This is a genomic window from Vreelandella titanicae BH1 (assembly GCF_000336575.1).
Lineage (GTDB): Bacteria > Pseudomonadota > Gammaproteobacteria > Pseudomonadales > Halomonadaceae > Vreelandella > Vreelandella titanicae.
Window position 1 is genome coordinate 66,276 of record NZ_AOPO01000017.1, and the last position, 18,976, is coordinate 85,251.

Sequence of the window (18,976 nt, forward strand, 5' to 3'; positions counted from 1 at the left end):
TCAATGCCTTCCGATCAACAAATTACGATAACAGCGGTAGAGATGCTGTTTCCATGTAAGGGTGTTTTTGTGTGCTCTTGCCTGTTCCAACAGGCTGACGACGGTTTCAGCATTGCATAGCTGGCGAGTCGTTGGGTCTACATAGCCGGGATAGAGAATCAGGGTGCCGGCGACCAAGGCATCCAGCGAGAGTGAACGCGTACGGCGTGGGCAGCTAAGCGCATCCTGAGTTAAGCCCCAGCCAGCATAAAACGGTAGGCCGTAGGTGCTGACTTCTCGTTTGCGCAAAAGTGCTTCAAAGCCGGTTAAAGAGCTCATCGTATGCACTGCATCGACGCGCTCTAAAAGGGTTGCGATGTCGATATCGCTGGCGTCTAGATCATACAGGCGTTTGGCATCGGTATCGAGTGCTCCGACACGCGCACCGCTCAATACATCGGGATGGGCTTTATAGACAATAAAGGCATCCGGATGTGCTTCCCGCACTGCCCTTAACAGCCCGCTATTGGTGTTAATGTGCGGCGAGCCGGTGGCAATCGAGGCGTCGCTCTCTACTTGGCCAGGCACCAGTATGGTGTAACGCCCTTTGGGCAGTTCGATCCCCGACTTTCCACGTACGTTGTACTTGGAGAGTTTGAGCGCCACTAATCGCTTACGTAACTGCAGCGCACGTTGCAGCAGGTCGTCGCTAAAGGGGGCGCTATTGAGCAGCGTCTCTAAATCACTGGGTTGGCTGGGGTCGTAGTAGATACCCTGTGAATCAATCACCAGCGACAACGGCTGAGTAAGATCGACTCCCAGCCCCACTGAACGAATGAACCCATCTTCCATGCGCCATAGCTTCTCCATGTGTTGGGCGTGCTGGCATTTAAAGTCTGCATCAATACGGCTTGACCATACCAGCAGCCGTTCATCGGGCTGCTCGCTCTCGGGAAGCTTCGCTTGATAGTTCACGCGTGCGAAGGCGCCTAGAAAGTCGCCAATAAAGCGACGCTTCCAAGTAGAGAACCCGCATGCTCGCCAGCTTCCCCGATAGCGCTCCTGCTGGCGCCTTTGATCGGCGATCAAGGCAATGGTCTCTTCCAGCGTGGCAGGCTGCTGAGTGTAAGGGTTAGCGTAGCGGCAATAGCGTAAATAGGCGGCGGCAAAGACCTCAACTAAGGTGCGCTTTACACGACGGCGGTGGCAGGGCAGTTGATCATGGGTAAGCCCCCAACCTGCATAAAACGGAATACCAAAGCAGTGCACCTGCTTTCCGGCCAGCAGTGCTTCAAAGCCGAGCTGGCTGGTCACGACGTAAACGTGGTCAACCTGGTCAAATAGCGCCCAGGGGTTGAGGTCTTCACCGATGACCCTGCAGCGCGGGTGGTCTGCGGCGTTAAGTAGGTGGCCCTGTTTTTTACCCGCGATAACGTCAGGATGGATCTTGACTAATATCTCGGCGTCGGGGTGCTCTGCTAATGCCGCCTCAAGCATCTGGTTGAAGCTACTAGCGCTAGCGCCCCCATAGTGAATTGAAGCATCCCCAGCGGTTTGGTCGACCACTAATACACTCGCCCGGCTGGCATCGTTAATCGGCTGATCGGGGGAGTGGTTATATTTGGAGAGCCGATAGCGAGCGATCAATGCCATGCATCGTTCAGCCTGCTCTAACTCTTCATTGTTGAAACTGGCTGTGTTGAGCCAGTTTTCCAAATCAGAAGGGCGTGAGGCGTCGTAATAAATGCCGGTCTCATCGACTACCAAACTGTGCGGCTGAAAGCCATTTACGCCTAGCCCTAACGAGCGTAAAAAGCCATCTTCTAATGCGATATAGATCAGTTGATGGCGTTGGGCATACTGCCTAGCGCTTACACTAGTGGGTTTTAGCCCCCAGCCAATCACCGCCTCGGGCATTTTCTTAAGGGAGCTTATTCGGACGAATTGGTCAAATTCGGGCAGCAGTGCAGGCAAGGTAGCCAGCTTGCGAATACCTGGGGATGTGTAACCTGCCGTTCGTTTCGCCATACATAAGGCCGCTTGAGGTAACAGGGGTAGGCGGGCGAACATACGTCAATTGGAGGGGGTTATCAATTCAGGCGTTGTGAGTACTCACTATTTTTTCGATGCATAGCAACTATTTGCATGATAAAAAAAATTACCTTAAGTTTGATTTATTCAACGCGCATGATCGTCACTTTTTTGGTAGATTCGCCCACTCTATGTACCCTTGATACCGCTCTGCAGGATCTGGAATTAAGTAAAGTATGCATAAAAAAGGATAATCGGTGCGCTTTGCCTATCTGCTAAAAAATCTATTTTCTTTCAGTTCCTTAAAGGGGCGCCTTTTACTGGGGCTCTCCTTTACTTTGCTGTTGCTGATCGCGTTGGTGCTGGGTATGGCGTGGCAAGTCGGAAAGACTATGGTGCAAGAGACTAATATGTCGCACTTGCGTTATGAAGCCACTCTACTTGCTGATGAGGTAACCCAACAAATCGAAATGCGCTTCCAGGCATTAGAGCGCTTAAACGAAATGATCGGCACCACCGAGGATGCGAGTTGGATCAGCTATCAACTGCAGCAGAACGATAGCCTGCTAGCTTGGTTTGAGGGGATTGTGGTTGCCAACAGTGATGGCGAGATTATTGCTGATTGGCCTGCAATCGTTGGTCGCGTAGGGCTCGAAACCGCTGAACTTGAGTATTTTCGTATGCTTCGCGGTATTCGCCGTCCCTATGTTAGTGAGCCCTTTGTCGGTCGTGCGAGCGGCATGCCAATGGTGCTAGTGGGCGTGCCACGCTTTACCGAGCAAGGCGAGTTTGACGGTTTTATTGGAGGTATCCTTAGCTTGGATTCAGGAGGGATATTTAGCCGTTTAGCTAAAGTGCGCTTGGGTGAAAAAGGTTATGCTGGTGTTGCTACTGCTTCGGGTAAAGTCTTATACCATCCTGAAAATTCATTAATTAATGCTTCTGTACCCAATAAGGCATTGAACCCATGGCTGGATTTGGCGCTGGATGGCTGGGAAGGTGATGCTGTAGGTCGGCTTGTGAGTGGGGAAATGGGGCTACAATCTTATGCGCAGATTTGGCCTGCTGGCTGGGTCGTTGGCCTTTACATGCCTATTTCCCAAGTACAACTTCCTCTAGCAGATTTTATCAGGCAGCTTTGGTGGGCATGGGTTGTACTTGTTTTACTTATGTTCCCTTTGCTGTGGTGGATGTTGGGCCGAGTGCTTGCACCTTTGAGGCATTTGGAGAAGCAGATTGGCGAGGTGGGTTTAGGACACCGTGAGAGCGTCAGTTTGGCTACCAAAATGCAAGAGCTACAGCAGGTGGCGAGCACCTTTAACCGAGTGGAAGATGAACGGCAGCTGTTGTTAGGCAATCTTCAAGAGCGCGAGGCGTTTCTTGACTCGGTACTGAATGCAGCGCCGCAGGGTATGTTTGTCGCTAATATTAAAGGTGACATTACTTACATGAACCCTGCGCTACTAGAGATGCTGGGCATTTTTCCAGGCTCGCCTATGGAGTCTTGGCTTCAGCAGATCCACATGTCTGATCGTGATGGAGCTAAAGACATGTGGCTACATAGCCTGCGCACCGGTAGTGATTTTGTTCGCCAACTGCGTTTTTTGCGCAGCGATAACGAACTTCTTTGGCTAGATATACATGCTCGGGTAGTCACGCTTTCTCAAGATGGACAGACTCTTGGTTTAGTGGGCGTAGTTAAGGATATTACTGAGCGCCGGGAGCAGGAAGCCATACAGCGCTGGGAAGCAGAACATGATCCGTTAACCGGCCTGTTGAATCGCAGAGGCTTTGAGCGCCGCCTAGAAGAAGCCTTTGCCGATTTCCAAAAAACCAGCACGCCTTCAGCTCTTTTGTTGTTTGATTTGGATCACTTCAAACCCATCAATGATGAAGGTGGCCACGCTCTAGGCGATGAGATGTTGCGCCGCATTGCTCAGGTGGTTGCCTGGGAAGTCCGCCGTAGCGACCATGTGGCGCGCCAAGGGGGAGATGAGTTTGGCGTGCTGCTCCCCAGCTGCACCCTGGCTCAGGCAAGGAGAATCGCTGAATCCCTGCGTCAGTCGGTAGGGGAAATCTCTGTTACCCATGAAGGCAAAGAGTACATAGTTACACTCAGTATTGGCGTTACCACCTTTGATGAAGAGGATTCTAATGTGTCTGACGTTCTGGCACGGGCCGATGCCGGTAGTTACAAAGCCAAAGGGATGGGACGCGATGGAGTAGTTGTCAATATGCCTCACAATAACGATGACGTAATGGCGCTTTTCGATTCGCCCAAATAGTTTCTCATAAAAGCACTCTAAGCCTGTGCAGCGGCTTGGCGTGCTTAGCAGTCGACAAAACATGTCCAGCAGTAGAGTATAAGCAGATGCTGAACTTGTCGTTAGAAGCCAGTTTTTAAAATCAAGGCTGACTGAGATACTGTTGTGAACCTACTTGAACTGTTTGCCCGCACGCTGGATGTCACGCTGCCTGTCTTTGCGATGGTGTTTGTAGGCCTGGGCCTTAAGCGCTTGAAATGGATTGATAGTGCCTTCGTCTCGACCGCTTCTGCGCTGGTATTCAAAGCAACACTCCCCACGCTGATCTTCCTTAGTTTGATTAAAGCTGACCTAAGCGTTGCGCTGGACGTTTCGCTGATGCTGTTTTTTGCTGTGGCAACGCTGGGACAGTTTTTATTCAGTTGGGGCTGGGCGCGCTACCGTGTAGCACCTCAGGATCGTGGTATTTACGTTCAAGGCGCGTTTCGCGGCAATTGTGGGATAGTGGGTTTGGCGCTAGCGGCGGGCATGTACGGTAACTATGGCCTGTCAGCGGGCAGTCTTTTGCTGGGCGTGGTCATCGTGATGTATAACGCGCTTTCTGTCATCGTGCTGGCATTTTACCAACCTGGTCAATCCACCGATTGGCGCAGCCTGCTCAAACATGTAGCGAAAAACCCACTCATTATTTCCGTATTTGCAGCATTACCCTTTACCGCGCTCTCGATCCCACTGCCCAGTTGGGTGATTACCTCAGGAAACTATTTTGCCTCGTTAACACTACCGTTGGCGCTGATTTGTATTGGTGCGACGCTCTCCGTGTCGAGCATGCGTGACAGCAGCCAAGTGGCACTTGGCGCTAGCTTGATGAAGATGGTAACACTACCGGTGCTCTCCACCGTGGCGGCCTGGTTGGTGGGCTTTTCCGGCGAACAGCTGGGCTTACTGTTTCTGTTCTTTGCCAGCCCCACCGCTGCCGCAAGTTTTGTAATGGTCAAAGCAATAGGCGGCAATGTGGCTCTGGCCGCCAATATCATCGCCATTACCACCCTGATGGCGAGCATTACCGTTACGCTGGGCGTCTTTGCGCTGCGTTTACTCGGCTGGATATAGAGTTGAATAGCGCAACTCGGTTGGCCCTGCCTAAGCTGACGCGTTATACTACGCGCCCGCAAGTTTGGACGACGTTAGTCCCTGTAGCTCAGTAGGATAGAGCAGCCGCCTCCTAAGCGGCAGGTCGCAGGTTCGACTCCTGCCAGGGACGCCAACAGCCATTCTTGAGACGTCCTGAGAAGGCCTAAAAAAGAGTACAATACTCTGAAATACATGGTTTTTTAGCTCCTCGTTGTTCCTCGCAGTTCCTTCCAAATCCCGCTGCCAAGTGGTATACAGAATGGTATATACCCCCATGGCACTAACCGTTCGACAGATAAACTCAACCAAACCTAGCACGAAATTTTAGCCCTCAACGATGGTCAAGGATTAGAACTTAGGCCAACCACGGCAATCGAGTGACTACACATACCCGTAGCGTGTGGTAACGAAGAACACGAGTTCAGCGAGCGTTCGTAGGCACCCGCGGATGGCGGCGGAACGACGCCCAGTGGCACCGAACCAACACTGCCTGCAAGAGCCAAACTCTGACACCGCTGCAAATGGAGTATGTACCGAGCCTGGACGATTTGGATAACACCCAATCCTAACTTCAGCTATTTGCAATTGTATGGCCAACGCCCCGCCTTTGTGCGAGGTTGGCGTGTTAGGCAGGGGGAAGGCAAGGCGGGAGGGTAGCCAGCCTTAAACGAGCGCCTACAAGGCTTCTGAATATCAATTCGCTTGTGATTATGATCTGAAAATCACCAACAAACGCTGGTGGTGCCGATAGGAGATTTCATTAAAAACCCCGCTAATGCGGGGTAACTAAGCGGTTTGACTCATCAAGCTCTCATAAGGGATTCGAAGCCCCTCATGCAGGTTTTTGATCATGCGAAGGCTGAGTTTGCGCTTACGGTTCAGCACCTCTGACACTCGGCCGCTCGAGCCGATGTATGCTTCAAGATCACGCGGCGTTAGGCCCTGCTGCTCCATGCGGAATTTGATCGCCTCAATAGGATCAGACGGCCCGATGGGGTAGTGTTTATCCTCGTATTTCTCTATGAGGATTGAGAGCACTTCGATTTCGTCCGCTTCAGGAGTGCCTGTCTCAGCAGCCCAAAGCTCTTCAAGACGAGCAAATGCGCGGTCAAGATCGGCGTCATTATGGATAGGCTGGATGTTCATTATATTGTCTCCGCATCGACTTTATCGTACTGGGCGTGGGTGCCAACAAAACGAACCCAAGCAATTTGCTGCTCATACCGAATGGAGAGTATGACTCGGTACTTGTTACCACCGATATTGAAAACAACCCTGCCACCTTCAAGGATGCTGGCGGTTCCAATGTCGGCCTTCAAGGGCATCAGCTCTTGGGTGATGACTTAGTACCGCCCATACCAGAGCGCCATTGACGCTTTGTCCAGAATAGAGGTGGAAAAGCCGCTTCAGCGTCCTTTGAAGCCCTTCCTCAAGCGCAGCCTGAGAGCGATAGTCAGCTCCGAAGTCTACGATCCTCACCATTACATTCATCTTGATCGCGCTTCGACTCAGCTTATGTCCGCGCCAATGCGAGATAAACGCCACAGCTACACCTAGTATAGGTACTGCCATTATTAAACTTTCGATGATGCTGCCGCCCATTCAGATGCCCTCTTAAAATTAAGACCGTCTCATTCTTTCAATGTGTTCTCAGCAAAGAGCTGATATGAAGACTACCGAGGCGTCAACTCGACAGCCCGTTTGACAGTCTCGATTCGTTGATGAGCATTTGATTGACCTGAATGCCACCAAGGCATACTAGAGAGTTGGTTACTCTGCTCGTGGTAATGCCGCAGAAATTAACGCCATTCGCTTGCTCAGAAATGCTCAGGTTCAAAAGGCTATTCAGAAAAGGATGAACCGGAGATCAGAGCACCCCTCGATTGAGGCCCCCTTAAACCTAGTCACCATCGTGGGAAATCGAGAAAAATACATCCAGCCAACTGATAAATGGTATGCGATAAGGTATGCGAAGATTTTTTATACTTTATTGAAGCTATATTAATCAATGGCTTGATGGTTAGGTCTTGATCCTTCCAAGGACGCCATATCATTCTCTCTAGTTTCCCCGGGTTACACCGGAGACCCGATAACTATGCGGATTTATCCCTGATAGCTGGCCTGTGACGACACCACACTAATCAATGATTTTGTGGTATGGGTAAGTGTGTGCTTTCAGGTAATAACTTTCTTCGCTTATATTCTTGAGTTGCTTTCGCAAGCTGAAAGCGATGAGGATTCATGCTCCCAGTACCAAGATCAGGCAAGCCTTTGCCGATGCATTTGATACGGTAGTTCTCGGTCGGCGGGGGTTTACCAGCTTTAGGTGTGATGTTGACCGGTTCATTGAATCAGGGCAGGGGATCTATTGCTTGGATGGATGTTGGCCTGTGGAGTTGCGGCTAGCTGCATGCCAGAGCTTGAGCTTGAAAGAGGGGCTGGAGCTTACCTTTTTTCACCGACCTCCTTCGGCCAATAGCAACGACAACCCCATATGACCCAGGGAGGTAGTACGGAAAATTATTCCTTAGGTTTCAAGTCGCCAGTGATGTGGCAAATCGATTCCGTGGTATTTTCCAGTTTTACGGTGTTGTCTTGTATGTGACCTCCGAGTGGTAGGTTAGTAGTATGTCTGCTGTGCTTACCCATACGCACTAAGCCGTTAATTTTTATACCACAACTTAGCTGTTGTATTAATAAGACTTTGAAAAGACTGTTTAGCTTTCCTAGTTGCAACTGTAACTCTGGATAATTATCAAGCACGTTGTAAGCTTTCGAAATCAACGCCATTGCTTGATCAATATTTTTGATTTTTTCTTCTACTTCTTTTTCTGAGGTGGATTTATTGTCCATTGGGGCAAAGCTAATGGCTATATGTGAAATGGATAAGGTTAGGTATACCGCCTCTTCGTCGGTAGACATTCCGCTTTGAATTAATTCACACATATTTTCTAGGTCGTGAATATAGCTGGCATTATGCATAGCTTTTTTCCTTAAGCTGTTTCACTTCTCGTTCCACCTGACTCACTAGCCATTTCAGGCGAAGCACATGTTCTGAGCTTTGCTCTAAAACCGTGGTTTTAGCTCTGTCTCAAGCTGTCTTTTGAATTGTGTAACCTACTGGATTTGCCAAAAGGACCCAATGGGTCCAGTATGGTACCCGATGGGTGCCATTGCTGTAAAGAACCGGTCTGGTTCATCATTAAGAAATGACAACTCACGATACCCACACACAGTACAAACTCCGTATGCCGCCCGAGTTACGGGACTGGTTGAAAGAGGCTGCCGACACTAACCATCGATCCATGAATGCTGAGATAGTCGCCAGGCTGCTCCGCACGGTTGAGCTAGATGGTCGAGAAAAAGCACTCGAAAGGGTGGGGTATGAGGAGAAGGAAACCATGCCGAACAGCGATTATAGAAACCTCAGCGAGGTGAAGCGTCAGCTAGAGGCTGCAATGAGTCAGCTTGATCGGGAGTTGCGCCACCTGGAGGCAAGCCAGCAAAAAGGTGAGTGAGGTTGGTACAAGCTCCACATGTCCAAAGGTTTTGGTTATTCATGCTAAATGATGGAGATAGCGATCTGAGCTTTGTTCAGGTCGCTTTTTATTATTTGGCGTAAAAGCTGAAAAGGTTCAGACGCGCTAGATAATGTGCTTTTTCCCCATTCAAAATAAATGAATGACTCGAAGCTATCAACGATTTCCTCCAGACCGCGAGAACACGTACAGGCTAGCGAATGAACCAGCTTCATTGTCATGCAGTACAAGCAGCCGTGGGTGGCGTTTGCGCTACACACATGATTGGTCAATGGCGTTGACCTGGCGGCAGTGTGCTTTGTTAACCAAGGCTAGTAAGATAGCTGTATAGACAAACGGTCTTAATCGAAAAGGAGCTTCATGACGCGTCCTCCTCTCTACCAACAGATCCGTCAACATCTGTTGGATAAGATTCAGTGCGGAGATTGGCAACTGAATCATCAGATACCTACGGAAGAGCGGCTGGCGAAAGACTTTGGCGTGAGCCGGATGACGGCCAATAAAGCCATTAGAGATTTAGTGCAGCAGGGATACCTCGTGCGTCAACCCGGTGTCGGCACCTTCGTTACCGACCGTAAGGTTGAGTCCTCTTTGGTGGAGGTATACAACATTGCCGAAGAAGTGCTTTCGCGTGGGCATCGATACAGCAATAAAGTGATCAGCCAAGAGGTGATTGAAGCAGATGATGAAGTTGCATTGCGGTTAGGCGTGAGGCTTGGGAGTCGGGTTTTTCATACGCTAGTGGTACACCATGAGAATGATATCCCGATTCAGCTTGAAAACCGCTACGTCAACCCACGCTGGGTGCCTGATTATCTTGAAACTGATTTTTCACGCCATACGCCTAACGAGGTGCTGGTCGCCGCCTGTCCCATAACGGATATGGAACACATCGTTGAGGCGGTGCTGGTGGATGAGCAAACTGCAAAATGGCTAAGTATCGATACCCAGACGCCTTGCTTGAGCATGGTGCGGCGTACCTGGTCTGAAGAGCACTTGATTAGCTATGCGCGCCTGATCCACCCTGGAGACCGCTATAAATTACGCTCCTCCCTGCAAAGAAAAAGCGCCTGAATTGAAGCAAAGCAAGAGCCCAGCGAGGCCGGTTTGTTCGACCTCGTGGCATCTCGTTAATACTGGGATTCAACTGGTCAGTGACTGCACCAAGTAGCCCGCGGGTATCGCGAGTAACAAGCTCAAGGCCACGCGAATGAACCACACGATCAACATGCGGCCTACTGAAAGCGGAATGTTGGTAGAAAGAATGCAGGGGATGGAAGCAGAAAAGAACAGCACGGCGGAGACTGACACCACGCCAGCCGCAAAGCGGGCGACGAATTCGGCCTCGGCCATCAGTAGAGCCGGTAAGAACATTTCCGCCAGCCCAGAAGCAGATGCCTGCGCTAGCGCTGCAGCATCGTCTAGCCCCCAAATGGCGACAAAGGGGTAAAACAACCATCCCAACCAGTCAAATAAAGGCGTGTATTTGGCGATGAGAAGCCCGAGCAGGCCTACCGACATGATCGAGGGTAGGATGCTGATGGCCATTATCAACCCTTCTTTAAAGTTGAGCGCTACGCTGCGGTGAAGGCTGGGCGCTTTGGCTGCAATCTCCGTGCCTGCTTGCCAGGCCGTGCTCAAGCGTTTCCCCGGTATTGGCTCCGGTTCCCCGTCACTCTTATGGTCATCCATGCTTGCCAGAGGCGGCAGCCGCACCGTGATAGCCGTGACGGTGAACGTAATCACCAGGGTGAGCCAGAAGTACCAATTCCAAATGCTCATCAGATCTAGCGTACGGGCCACGATGATCATGAACGTTGCCGACACCGTGGAAAAACCAGTGGCAATAATGGCGGCTTCCCGGGCTGAATACTGTCCTGCTTGATAAACCCGGTTGGTAATCAATAGCCCGATCGAGTAACTACCTACAAAAGAAGCAACGGCATCGATTGCCGAGCGCCCAGGGGTTCGCCAAATGGGCCGCATAACCGGCTGAACCAGTACGCCAATCAATTCCAGCAACCCATAGCTGATCAACAGTGCCAGGAAAATAGCGCCGATTGGTACGATCAAACCTACCGGAATCACCAGTTTCTCGAACAGGAAGGGCAGCATATCCGGTTCGTGCAGAAACGCCGGCCCCCAACCCGTTAACGCCATTACGGCAACAACGACGCCAATGATTTTCAGCACTGTGAAAATGCTTTCGGTCAGTGTTCGCCGCCAATAGCCTTTGAACAGTGGGTAGGCGGCACCCGCCACGATCATGGCTAAAGCATAAATGCCGCTGTATTCACCCATCAACGAACGCAGTCCTGTGACCATATGATCGAGCAGGATAGTACGCCGCCCCGCTATCTCGATGGGAACAAAAAAGATCAGGATGCCCAGAGCGCTAGGCACAAACAGTTTAAAGATGGTGGCAGCGTTGGTTCGCTGCTTAGTGGGCGGGTCTACGGGGTGCATGGGGTCGCCTCTCGTTGTTTGGTTGTCATCGCTATGACCTTGGTTTCTTATCATGTATATACAATAAGCTACCCCTATGTGGCATTTACGTATAGCGCTTTAAAAATAGACATTAGTCTAAGTTGTTAGTCGCTGTGTGCGCCTTATTCGATTCTTTTGTCATTATTAATCTATTGATATTTATTATTTTTGTCCGTTTTTATAATTTTTTATTAGGCTTTTGTTAGCGCTTGTTTTGTTGTTGCACTGCTTGACGAAGGATTAGCGGGTGGGCTTAATTGTATATACATTATGTTTGCTCCAAGGAGACCTCCATGGCTAATAACAAACGACGCTACATTTGGCGCGATATCAGTGTCTTCGATGGTCAGAAAACGTTGCCGGAGCCTATGGCCGTCATTACTCAAGGTGAACGTGTTGTCACCATGACGCCCATGGATGGCTTCGATGAGTCACAGGCGGATGGTTGCCATGATATGGGGCGGGGCGGCGTCATGACGCCCGGCCTGGTGGATTGCCATACCCATTTGGTGTTTGGCGGCGCCCGCGCGGACGAGTTCGAGGCGCGTTTGGAAGGTGCCAGTTATGAAGACATTGCCCGCCGTGGCGGGGGCATTCTGAGTACCGTTTTGGCGACGCGGGAAGCGAGTGAACAAACGCTCTTCAATGCCGCCTTGCCACGTCTTAAAGCGCTGGTTGAGGAAGGCGTCACTACGGTCGAGATCAAGTCGGGCTATGGGTTAGACGTGGCTAATGAACTGAAAATGCTGCGGGTGGCCCGGCGTCTAGGTGAAGAGTTGCCAGTACGCGTGTTGACGACACTGTTAGGTGCCCATGCCTTGCCGCCGGAGTATCAGAACGATAGCGACGGCTATATCGAGCTGGTCTGCAATGAAATGATTCCTGCCGCAGCGGCGGAGGGGCTGGCCGATGCCGTCGATGTCTTTTGTGAAAAAATCGCCTTTTCAGTAGCGCAGTGTGAGCGGGTTTTCAAAGCCGCCCAAGCTCATGGTTTACCCATCAAAGCACATGCCGAGCAGCTCTCAAATTTGGGGGGCGCTGCGATGGCAGCCCGCCACGGCGCATTGTCAGCTGACCACATTGAGTATCTTGACGACACCGGTATTGCTGCCATGCGCGAGGCAGGCAGCGTGGCTGTCATTCTTCCCGGTGCTTTCCACACCCTGCGTGAAACGCAGCAACCGCCCATTGCGGGGCTGCGCGAAGCGGGCGTGCCGATGGCTGTTGCTACCGACGCCAACCCAGGCAGCTCGCCGATATTTATGCCCACGTTAATGCTCAACCTGGCTTGTACGCTGTTTCGAATGACGCCCCAGGAAGCGTTGGCGGGTATGACTGCCAATGGTGCTGCCGCGCTAGGGTTGAAAGGGCAGGGGCAGCTTCACGAAGGCGCGGTGGCTGATTTGTGTGTCTGGGATATTGAGACACCTGCTGAATTGGCGTACGCGGTGCAGCCAGGACGCCTACGGCAGCGCGTCTATCAGGGGGAGTTAACCCATGGCCGCTGATACGCCTATTGATATGTCGCTCTGGCAGGGGCGCACGGATCCTGAACCCGATAGTGACCGTTGGCACCAGCGTATTGAGCCGTTAGCCAGTAACGCCGTGCCGGGGTGTGTATTGCTGGGCTTCGAAAGTGATGCAGGTGTTGCGCGCAATCAGGGCCGCACCGGCGCTGCTGAAGGCCCTAATGCGTTACGCCGTGCGCTGGCGCCGTTGGCTTGGCATCGCACAGCGCCTGCTTACGATGCCGGCAATGTGCGCTGTGTTGATGATGGGTTAGAGGCAGCGCAACAGACGCTTGCTGACCGTCTGACGTCATTATTAACCGCTGGCCATCTGCCCATTGTGCTGGGTGGCGGGCATGAAGTGGCCTATGCCAGCTGGCTTGGTCTGGCGCAGTCTTGTATGCCAAAAACGGCACCACCGCGGATTGGCATCATAAACCTGGACGCGCACTTTGATTTGCGCGATCCAGCGCATATTCGCTCCTCAGGCACACCCTTCGCCCAGATTGCCGATAAGTGCCAAGAGTGGGGTTGGTCGTTTCGCTACGCCTGCCTGGGGGTAAGCCGCGCTGCTAATACGCGCGCCTTATTTACCCGCGCCGCCGCGCTCGGAACATTGGTTCGGGAAGACCGCGAGATTGATGCGCTACGTCTTGATTCTATCGTCAGAGACGTACAGCGCTTCATCGCCAAGTGCGACCACATTTATCTGACCATTGACCTGGATGTACTGCCTGCTGCCGAAGCCCCCGGCGTCAGTGCGTCTGCCGCACGCGGTGTTTCGCTTGCCTTGATTGAGCCGCTGATTGAAGCAGTGCGTGACAGCGGCAAGCTTCGTCTGGCGGACTTGGCAGAGCTCAACCCCAGCCTGGATATCGACAGCCGTACCGCCAGAGCGGCGGCTCGGCTTGTGCATTTGCTGACCTTAGATAACTGAATTTAGAAAGCTAACCCTGAATGACTGACCAGGGCACCGCTCTAGACCAACGAATAACGAACGGAAACACAAGGAATGACGCCATGCCAACCAACGATAAACGTCACGATGCTTCACGTAAGATCATTGCGCCGACCGGTACTGAGCTCAGCTGTAAAAGCTGGCTGACCGAAGCGCCGCTTCGCATGCTGATGAACAACCTTCATCCGGATGTAGCCGAAAGCCCCGAGGATTTAGTGGTGTACGGCGGCATCGGCCGCGCTGCCCGTGACTGGGCGTGCTACGACAAAATCGTCGAAACGTTACAGCGCTTGGAAGATACCCAGACCCTGCTAGTGCAGTCTGGTAAACCCGTCGGCGTTTTTGAAACCCATAAGGATGCGCCCCGGGTATTGATCGCCAACTCCAACCTGGTACCCGCCTGGGCTAACTGGGAGCACTTCAACGAACTGGATCGCAAAGGCTTGATGATGTACGGCCAGATGACGGCGGGTTCTTGGATCTATATTGGCTCCCAGGGCATTGTGCAAGGCACCTATGAAACCTTTGTTGAGGCGGGTCGCCAGCACTACGACGGTGAGCTTAAGGGGCGTTGGATTCTGACCGCCGGGCTTGGCGGTATGGGCGGCGCTCAGCCGTTGGCGGCTACGTTGGCCGGTGCCTGTTCACTGAATATTGAGTGTCGGCAGGCGAGCCTCGACTTCCGCTTGCGTACCCGCTACCTGGATGAACAGGCTGACAACCTTGATGACGCCCTGGCGCGTATTGAGCGCTATACCGCCGAAGGTAAGGCTATTTCTATCGGCCTGTGTGGTAACGCTGCCGACGTGCTTCCGGAGCTGGTTAAACGCGGCATCAAACCAGATATGGTCACGGATCAGACCAGCGCCCACGACCCATTGCATGGCTACCTGCCTTCCGGCTGGACATGGGAAGAGTACGTGGCGCGAGGCAAGTCTGAACCTGAAGCCACCGTGAAGGCGGCCAAGCAATCGATGGCGGTGCATGTGCAAGCGATGCTCGACTTCCAGAAAATGGGCGTACCCACGTTTGATTACGGCAATAACATTCGGCAGATGGCAATGGAAGAAGGGGTTGCCAACGCCTTTGATTTTCCGGGTTTTGTGCCTGCCTATATTCGTCCTCTCTTTTGCCAGGGCATCGGCCCCTTCCGCTGGGTGGCGCTCTCCGGGGATCCTGAGGACATTTATAAGACCGACCAGAAGGTCAAAGAGCTCATTCCCGATGACCCGCACCTGCACAACTGGCTCGACATGGCGCGCGAGCGCATTAGTTTCCAGGGGCTGCCAGCACGCATTTGCTGGGTGGGGCTTAAAGACCGTGCCCGCTTGGGGCAGGCCTTCAACGAAATGGTGAAGAACGGCGAGCTAAAAGCACCGATCGTTATTGGTCGCGACCATCTCGACTCAGGCTCCGTTGCCAGCCCCAATCGCGAAACCGAGGCGATGATGGATGGTTCTGACGCCGTTTCCGACTGGCCACTGCTCAACGCGCTGCTAAACACCGCAGGCGGTGCCACATGGGTGTCGTTACATCATGGCGGTGGGGTTGGCATGGGCTACTCCCAGCATTCTGGCGTGGTGATCGTGTGTGACGGCAGCGATGATGCCCACGCCCGCTTAGGCCGTGTGCTGCGCAACGACCCGGGCACTGGCGTGATGCGTCATGCCGATGCTGGTTATGACATTGCTAAAAAGTGCGCCAGCGAAAACGGTCTTGATTTGCCGATGCTCAATCAGTAAAGCCCGCACAAATACAACAGTTGAGAAGGTGGGATGACCACCTTCCTGTCTCTAAAGGCGAACAAATGAAACATCTAGAAATTCAGCCCGGCAAAATGACCCTTGCCCAGGCCCGCCAGATCCACGAAGCGCATGTGCCTGTCACGTTACCGGAAAGCGCCAATGCGGATATCCAGCGAAGCGTCGATTGCGTGAACCGGGTCGTCAGTGAAAACCGCACGGTCTATGGCATTAATACGGGTTTCGGCTTATTGGCCCAGACCCGAATTGCCAACGAAGATCTTGAATCGTTACAGAGCTCCCTGGTGCTCTCTCATGCCACTGGCGTGGGAAGGGCGATAGACGATGCCCTGGTGCGTTTGATTATGGTGCTTAAGGTCAACAGCCTGGCGAGAGGCTTCTCCGGCATCCGCCGTGAGGTATTGGATGCCCTGGTGGCACTGATCAATGCCGAGGTTTACCCGCATATTCCGCTTAAAGGATCGGTGGGCGCTTCCGGTGATTTGGCGCCCCTGGCGCATATGAGCGTTGTGCTGCTAGGCGAGGGCAAAGCCCGCTACAAAGGGGAGTGGATCTCCGCCGAAAAGGCGTTGGAAATCGCTGGCCTGGCGCCCATCACGCTGGCACCCAAAGAGGGTCTGGCGCTGCTTAATGGTACGCAGGTATCGACCGCCTATACCCTGCGGGGGCTATTCGACGCCGAAGATCTGTTTGCGGCGGCGACGGTGTGCGGTTCGCTAACCGTAGAAGCCACTTTGGGGTCACGTTCACCCTTCGATGCCCGGATTCATGAAGTGCGTGGCCAGCGCGGCCAGATTGACGCGGCCGCCGCTTACCGCCATCTCCTCGGCGAAAAGAGTGCCGTCGGCGACTCCCATGCCAACTGCGATAAAGTCCAGGATCCCTACTCGTTGCGCTGCCAACCACAGGTGATGGGCGCTGTATTAACCCAGATCCGTCAGACAGCCGAGGTGCTCGCGGCGGAAATCAACGCGGTTTCTGATAACCCGCTGGTATTTGCCGAGCAGGATGACATTATTTCCGGCGGTAATTTTCATGCTGAACCGGTGGCCATGGCCGCTGACAACCTGGCGTTAGCCATCGCCGAGATCGGCTCTCTTGCCGAGCGGCGTGTCTCCTTGATGATGGACAAACACATGTCGCAGCTACCGCCATTTCTGGTCGAGAACGGCGGGGTCAATTCCGGATTTATGATCGCCCAGGTTACCGCCGCGGCGCTTGCGAGTGAAAATAAAGCCTTGGCGCACCCCCATAGTGTCGACAGCCTGCCTACTTCGGCTAATCAGGAAGACCATGTCTCAATGGCCCCTGCCGCCGGTAAGCGATTGTGGGAAATGGCGGAGAATGTGTGCGGCATTTTAGCCATCGAATGGTTAGGGGCGTGCCAGGGGTTGGACATGCGCCAAGGCTTGACCACTACCCAGCCGCTAGAGCAAGCCAGACAACTGCTACGTGCGCGGGTCAGCCACTACAAGCAGGATCGCTTCTTCGCTCCAGATATCGAAGCCGCTAGCGAACTAATACGTGAGCGCACGTTAAGCCCGCTGGCGCATCCGCATACGTTGCCAAGCCAGTTTTAAGGCGTTTCATGCGTTCCCTGTGGCGCTAGGCCATAGGGAACGCATTATTACCATCTAACAACAAAGTAGGTTTTTCATGAATGCTATCGTTCTGGCTATCCTAGTGATGGTCGGCTTGAGTCTTGCTCGCGTTTCAGTTGTGTTTGCTCTTATCGTCGCCACGCTGATAGGTGGATTATATGCGGGTATGCCTATTGGTGAGATTCTTGACGCCTTTAATGAGGGGCTGGGTAATGGCGCCACCATCGCGCTCTCTTATGCGGTGTTAGGGGCGTTTGCCGTTGCTTTATCCCGTTCTGGTATCACCGAGCTGCTGGCCAGCCGGGCGATTGGACGCTTCCAGTTAGACGAGTCCGGGGGTAGCCGCCGAACGGTCACCTATACACTGCTGGCGGCGCTGTTAGCCGCGGCAGTCAGCTCGCAGAACTTGATTCCTGTCCATATCGCTTTTATTCCAGTGCTGGTGCCGCCGCTGCTAAAGCTGATGAATCATCTGAAGCTTGACCGGCGACTGGTGGCTTGTGTGATTACCTTCGGTATCACGGCGCCGTATATGTTATTGCCCGTGGGTTTTGGGGCGATATTCCTGAATGACATACTGCTCGCGAACCTCAACGAAAGCGGTGCGGCGCTGGGATTGGAAGTGACCCGCCAAATGGTGCCACTGGCGATGGCGATTCCCATTGGAGGAATGGCATTAGGGTTAGCGGTGGCGGTATTTTGGAGTTATCGCAAGGGGCGTGACTACCAAGATCGTGAGCTGGCCCATGGTGACAAATCGCCCCAAGAAGCTGCACTTTCTCTAGCCGGATGGCAAAAGGCCATGTTGGTTATTTCCCTGGTAGGTACGGTCACCGTGCAACTGATGACGGGCTCTATGGTACTTGGCGGCATCTTTGGGTTTGCCTTGCTCTCCATGAGTGGCGTTTTCCGCTGGCATGAGCAGGACGGTATCTTTACCGAGGGGATGCGCATGATGGCCCTGGTCGGCTTTATCATGATTTCAGCGGCAGGTTTTGCCAGTGTGATGCAGGCCAGTGGCGAGGTGGAAGGGCTAGTGGCGAGCTCTGCCGACCTTATCGGTGACAATAAAGGGCTGGCCGCATTGATTATGCTGCTGGTCGGTCTTTTTATCACCATGGGCATTGGCTCTTCGTTTTCGACCATTCCCATTATTGCTTCGCTCTATGTGCCTCTGGCACTGAGCTTTGGCTTTTCACCCATGGCGACAGTGGCATTGGTAGGCACGGCCGCTGCCTTGGGCGACGCTGGTTCACCCGCTTCAGATTCCACTCTAGGCCCCACCGCAGGCCTCAACGCCGATGGGCAGCATGACCATATCTGGGATAGCGTGGTGCCTACCTTCCTGCACTACAACATCCCGTTGATTGTGTTCGGCTGGGTTGCTGCTATGGTGCTTTAAATCAGCTGAATGGATCGAACCGCAATACAATTTCGTGACGCTTAAGTAGTACCTAATCATACGCCAGCGTATGGCCAACGCCCCGCCTTTGTGCGGGGCGTTGGCGTGTTAGGCAGGGCGGGCGGTTGATTTGACTCCCGCCAGGGACGCCAAACTCTATCTGCTAATTAGATGCCATTGACATCCATCACGCCTGGACGATGTAGATCGAACTGGAGTGGAAGTCACATCGTGCGCGCTTGGTTATTGAGACTGCCTTCTATACCAGTGGATGAAATACAGTGACTGCCTGTAAGTGCTTATCGTTTGT

General features: G+C 52.9%; 14 protein-coding genes and 1 tRNA gene. 10 read left to right on the top strand and 5 right to left on the bottom strand.

All coding sequences use genetic code 11. From position 1 onward, the window contains the following. Entirely contained in the window at positions 1 to 2,007 is a 2,007-nt protein-coding gene (locus tag HALTITAN_RS21165) for a capsular polysaccharide biosynthesis protein (RefSeq protein WP_039860450.1), read from the bottom strand. A 260-nt stretch (positions 2,008 to 2,267) separates the two neighbouring features. Here HALTITAN_RS21165 and HALTITAN_RS21170 point away from each other — a divergent pair, with 260 nt between their 5' ends. The 3 genes from HALTITAN_RS21170 (at position 2,268) to HALTITAN_RS21180 (ending at position 5,541) form a co-directional block, all read left to right on the top strand. After that, positions 2,268 to 4,295 carry a sensor domain-containing diguanylate cyclase gene (locus HALTITAN_RS21170; RefSeq protein WP_009288311.1) on the top strand — a complete coding sequence of 676 codons (2,028 nt, stop codon included), beginning with the start codon at positions 2,268 to 2,270 and terminating at the stop codon, positions 4,293 to 4,295. A 144-nt stretch (positions 4,296 to 4,439) separates the two neighbouring features. Next, positions 4,440 to 5,387, top strand: coding sequence for an AEC family transporter (locus HALTITAN_RS21175; RefSeq protein WP_009288312.1), 948 nt, complete (start codon positions 4,440 to 4,442; stop codon positions 5,385 to 5,387). Between the two features lie 77 nt (positions 5,388 to 5,464). Further along, positions 5,465 to 5,541: transfer RNA gene (locus HALTITAN_RS21180), tRNA-Arg, on the top strand. Positions 5,542 to 6,194: 653 nt separating this feature from the next. Here the strand turns inward: HALTITAN_RS21180 and HALTITAN_RS21185 are convergent. From HALTITAN_RS21185 to HALTITAN_RS21195, 3 genes are all read right to left on the bottom strand, one after another. After that, positions 6,195 to 6,554, bottom strand: coding sequence for a helix-turn-helix domain-containing protein (locus HALTITAN_RS21185; RefSeq protein ID WP_039860453.1), 360 nt, complete (start codon positions 6,552 to 6,554; stop codon positions 6,195 to 6,197). After that, positions 6,554 to 6,733 (bottom strand): type II toxin-antitoxin system HigB family toxin, encoded by a 180-nt coding sequence (locus HALTITAN_RS21190; protein WP_083868873.1) that lies wholly within the window; start codon positions 6,731 to 6,733, stop codon positions 6,554 to 6,556. The genes HALTITAN_RS21185 and HALTITAN_RS21190 overlap by 1 nt, the downstream gene beginning before the upstream one ends. A 1,195-nt stretch (positions 6,734 to 7,928) precedes the next feature. Beyond that, the gene (locus tag HALTITAN_RS21195; RefSeq protein WP_009288313.1) at positions 7,929 to 8,390 is read right to left on the bottom strand and encodes a hypothetical protein; all 462 of its coding nucleotides are present in this window, start codon (positions 8,388 to 8,390) and stop codon (positions 7,929 to 7,931) included. 227 nt (positions 8,391 to 8,617) lie between these two features. Here HALTITAN_RS21195 and HALTITAN_RS21200 point away from each other — a divergent pair, with 227 nt between their 5' ends. After that, a complete protein-coding gene (locus HALTITAN_RS21200) occupies positions 8,618 to 8,926 on the top strand; it encodes an Arc family DNA-binding protein (protein ID WP_035539112.1) in 309 nt (102 codons plus the stop codon). Between the two features lie 381 nt (positions 8,927 to 9,307). Then, positions 9,308 to 10,021 carry a histidine utilization transcriptional repressor HutC gene (hutC, locus tag HALTITAN_RS21205; protein WP_009288314.1) on the top strand — a complete coding sequence of 238 codons (714 nt, stop codon included), beginning with the start codon at positions 9,308 to 9,310 and terminating at the stop codon, positions 10,019 to 10,021. A gap of 69 nt (positions 10,022 to 10,090) precedes the next feature. Here the strand turns inward: hutC and HALTITAN_RS21210 are convergent, their stop codons facing one another. Beyond that, complete coding sequence (locus tag HALTITAN_RS21210; protein WP_035539113.1) at positions 10,091 to 11,413, bottom strand: YjiH family protein; 1,323 nt, start codon at positions 11,411 to 11,413, stop codon at positions 10,091 to 10,093. 314 nt (positions 11,414 to 11,727) lie between these two features. Between HALTITAN_RS21210 and hutI the strand changes: the two genes are divergently transcribed. From hutI to HALTITAN_RS21235, 5 genes are all read left to right on the top strand, one after another. After that, positions 11,728 to 12,942: an imidazolonepropionase gene (hutI, locus tag HALTITAN_RS21215; protein ID WP_027958994.1), complete on the top strand. Its 1,215-nt coding sequence runs from the start codon at positions 11,728 to 11,730 to the stop codon at positions 12,940 to 12,942. Then, positions 12,932 to 13,879: a formimidoylglutamase gene (hutG, locus tag HALTITAN_RS21220; RefSeq protein ID WP_009288317.1), complete on the top strand. Its 948-nt coding sequence runs from the start codon at positions 12,932 to 12,934 to the stop codon at positions 13,877 to 13,879. The genes hutI and hutG overlap by 11 nt, the downstream gene beginning before the upstream one ends. Before the next feature lie 83 nt (positions 13,880 to 13,962). Further along, positions 13,963 to 15,642 (top strand): urocanate hydratase, encoded by a 1,680-nt coding sequence (gene hutU / locus HALTITAN_RS21225; RefSeq protein WP_039860458.1) that lies wholly within the window; start codon positions 13,963 to 13,965, stop codon positions 15,640 to 15,642. Positions 15,643 to 15,707: 65 nt separating this feature from the next. After that, the gene (hutH, locus tag HALTITAN_RS21230; RefSeq protein ID WP_039860459.1) at positions 15,708 to 17,243 is read left to right on the top strand and encodes a histidine ammonia-lyase; all 1,536 of its coding nucleotides are present in this window, start codon (positions 15,708 to 15,710) and stop codon (positions 17,241 to 17,243) included. Positions 17,244 to 17,319: 76 nt separating this feature from the next. Further along, positions 17,320 to 18,666 carry a Na+/H+ antiporter family protein gene (locus HALTITAN_RS21235; protein ID WP_009288320.1) on the top strand — a complete coding sequence of 449 codons (1,347 nt, stop codon included), beginning with the start codon at positions 17,320 to 17,322 and terminating at the stop codon, positions 18,664 to 18,666. The last annotated feature ends 310 nt before the right edge of the window (positions 18,667 to 18,976 follow it).

Excerpts from the sequence above, each read along its gene's own strand:
- HALTITAN_RS21165 (WP_039860450.1), bottom strand. The coding sequence starts at position 2,007 with ATGGCGAAACGAACGGCAGGTTACACATCCCCAGGTATTCGCAAGCTG.
- HALTITAN_RS21185 (WP_039860453.1), bottom strand. The coding sequence starts at position 6,554 with ATGAACATCCAGCCTATCCATAATGACGCCGATCTTGACCGCGCATTT.
- HALTITAN_RS21190 (WP_083868873.1), bottom strand. The coding sequence starts at position 6,733 with ATGCCCTTGAAGGCCGACATTGGAACCGCCAGCATCCTTGAAGGTGGC.
- HALTITAN_RS21195 (WP_009288313.1), bottom strand. The coding sequence starts at position 8,390 with ATGCATAATGCCAGCTATATTCACGACCTAGAAAATATGTGTGAATTA.
- HALTITAN_RS21200 (WP_035539112.1), top strand. The coding sequence starts at position 8,618 with ATGACAACTCACGATACCCACACACAGTACAAACTCCGTATGCCGCCC.
- hutC (WP_009288314.1), top strand. The coding sequence starts at position 9,308 with ATGACGCGTCCTCCTCTCTACCAACAGATCCGTCAACATCTGTTGGAT.
- HALTITAN_RS21210 (WP_035539113.1), bottom strand. The coding sequence starts at position 11,413 with ATGCACCCCGTAGACCCGCCCACTAAGCAGCGAACCAACGCTGCCACC.
- hutI (WP_027958994.1), top strand. The coding sequence starts at position 11,728 with ATGGCTAATAACAAACGACGCTACATTTGGCGCGATATCAGTGTCTTC.
- hutG (WP_009288317.1), top strand. The coding sequence starts at position 12,932 with ATGGCCGCTGATACGCCTATTGATATGTCGCTCTGGCAGGGGCGCACG.
- hutU (WP_039860458.1), top strand. The coding sequence starts at position 13,963 with ATGCCAACCAACGATAAACGTCACGATGCTTCACGTAAGATCATTGCG.
- hutH (WP_039860459.1), top strand. The coding sequence starts at position 15,708 with ATGAAACATCTAGAAATTCAGCCCGGCAAAATGACCCTTGCCCAGGCC.
- HALTITAN_RS21235 (WP_009288320.1), top strand. The coding sequence starts at position 17,320 with ATGAATGCTATCGTTCTGGCTATCCTAGTGATGGTCGGCTTGAGTCTT.